Raw genomic sequence first — 2136 nt, forward strand, 5'->3', positions numbered from 1 at the left:
TTACGCAAAGACCGAGAAACGAAAGGCTTACCTGAGGGCTTACCAGAAGGCTTACCGGAAGACCGAGAAACAGAAGGCTGCCCGAAAAGCTTACCAACGGTCCGAGAAACAGAAGGCTTACCAGAAGGCTTACCACAAGGCTTACTCGAAGACCGAGAAACGGAAGGCTTACCAGAAGGCTTACCAGAAGGCTTACGCACAATCCGAGAGAGGTCAGGCTGTCAGACGAGCCTGGAGACAGTCCGAGAAAGGGAAAGCTTACATGAAGGCAGTCAATGAAGTTTGCAAAAATACCGGTAATAAAGAACAAGCACAAATCGCTGGTAAGCAAGCTGCCGCCTTTATAAGAGAGTCAAATAAAGCAAAAAATGGGCTTGACTCATCCTCTATTTCTCCCCATTCCTGAAATAGTCCCAATTTCCCAAGAAGTCGGGGCTTGAAGTTCATCTCGTTGAACCTAAATTCATCAGTCGAGCGCTTCTGAACCACGTCAGGATGAGGCAGTTTTTAACATAAAAATCCAATTTAAATACTTGGTTAACTGGTATTGATTACCGGAAATGGGGCAATAATTTGCCCTTTTTTTAAAAATTTCCTCACCGCTCGGGTAAGTATGCGACACCATGCATCTACAGGTTTTAACTGCGGCGCAATCGCCTTAATTGAATCAAAGAAATCACAAAGATTTGTCTGTAATTCTTGTATTTTTTTCATTAGATTGTGTTGGCTAGTAATGCTTATCTTTTTCTGGCGCCCACTTGCAGTCAGCTTTCCAATTGCACTCATTAATAACGGCCGACTGGTTATTGATTCTCTGTGTGAATCCGGATTGCTCAATCTGACATACAAAGTCCACCAATTGTAGATTAAGGCAACCATTCTTGAGATAAAACGACAACGCTTTAAGTCTTGAGTTGTATATCCTCCCCAACCCCATTGGTTCTTAATTTCATCAAAGTTGTTTTCACAATCAGCACGGTCTCTGTAATGGTCAATAATAGAAACAACATCATTTTCAAGGCTTGTTACTAATACCGAGTATTCGAATAACTTTATATTTTCTGGGTTTTCTATAAAAGCCAATTCTTTTTGTCCCTTTTTACTCTTTTTTTCCAGTAATAAAAGTTCATTGTCTGGCAGCCTTCTGCGAACAATAATTATACGTCTTTCTTTTGTCCATCCTGACAGTTTTAATGTAGATTCTTTGCCTTCCCAATGGTTGTTGTAGCGGGTCCAGCCTCCGCTACAGTGCGCATGGTGTATGGTTTTTTTGACGTTGACGGTTTTTTTGATTTTGAACAAATAAGCACATCCGATTTGCTCCAATTCTGTCATTACCCGATCGCTGCCCCAATCACAATCTCCCCTGACAAATTCAGGCCAGCACTCTTTTGGCAAACGTTTTAATAAACTAATTAAACCCGGTAAGGAATGAGCGCTATTCCCCTGATTACCCGGCTGAACCTCAACTTCAAGAACCAGCTTTAAATTAGCCATCATGTATGTATGATACGTGTGGCAGGGTCGGCCGCGTTTATGCGGATTATAACCTACGACTGCTCCTTCCTGATTTCCATAAATTGTTTTTATTGTTACATCTACATCCATTATCCAGGGAATTCTTAATAAGGGTTCGTAGCATTGTTGCAAATGTTCCTGCAACCACTCAACACCTTCTTCTTCCTCAATTTTAAGAAGTGCTTTTCGGGCTGAATCATCACTAACTACCTTTTTCATGCCCAATAATTTCGAATTAACACCGTCACCGATTAATGTTGCAATATGGGCATAACGCTTATGCCCTGAAAGTATTGAGAGTAGAAAAGAGCCAAGAACGTCAGTTTTTTTGGGTGCATTGTTGCTTTTATAGACTAATGGGCAATCTTCAACCCAAGGCTCAAAGCGGCATCCAGTTTTGAGAAACTGAATAAAAAAAGCTAACTGGCCCATTGGGGTTACGGATGCGCCGGGTTCCCATTCAACATGTATTTTTCCATCAAATGTATCGACCTCAATGGTAGCGGATGACAGTGGCTTGCTGAGTTCTTTTGACTCACCCTCTGGGTGAATTGGCTTGGGGGGTAAAACCATCCTGAATCCCTCTGTTTAGATGGGATTACAGTTTAGTCGAAACTT

The 2136-nt window shown here is 41.8% G+C and carries 2 protein-coding genes; one reads left to right on the top strand and one right to left on the bottom strand.

All coding sequences use genetic code 11. From position 1 onward, the window contains the following. Nucleotides 1-406 (top strand): hypothetical protein (locus KDK15_RS19660; protein WP_257297093.1); only part of this gene is annotated, 406 nt, incomplete at its 5' end. 131 nt (nt 407-537) lie between these two features. Here the strand turns inward: KDK15_RS19660 and KDK15_RS19665 are convergent. Then, on the bottom strand, nt 538-2091 hold the full coding sequence (locus KDK15_RS19665) for a transposase (protein ID WP_257297094.1): 1554 nt from the start codon (nt 2089-2091) through the stop codon (nt 538-540). Between the last annotated feature and the right edge of the window lie 45 nt (nt 2092-2136).

The sequence above is a fragment of the Endozoicomonas sp. YOMI1 genome, from assembly GCF_024606345.1.
GTDB lineage: Bacteria > Pseudomonadota > Gammaproteobacteria > Pseudomonadales > Endozoicomonadaceae > Endozoicomonas.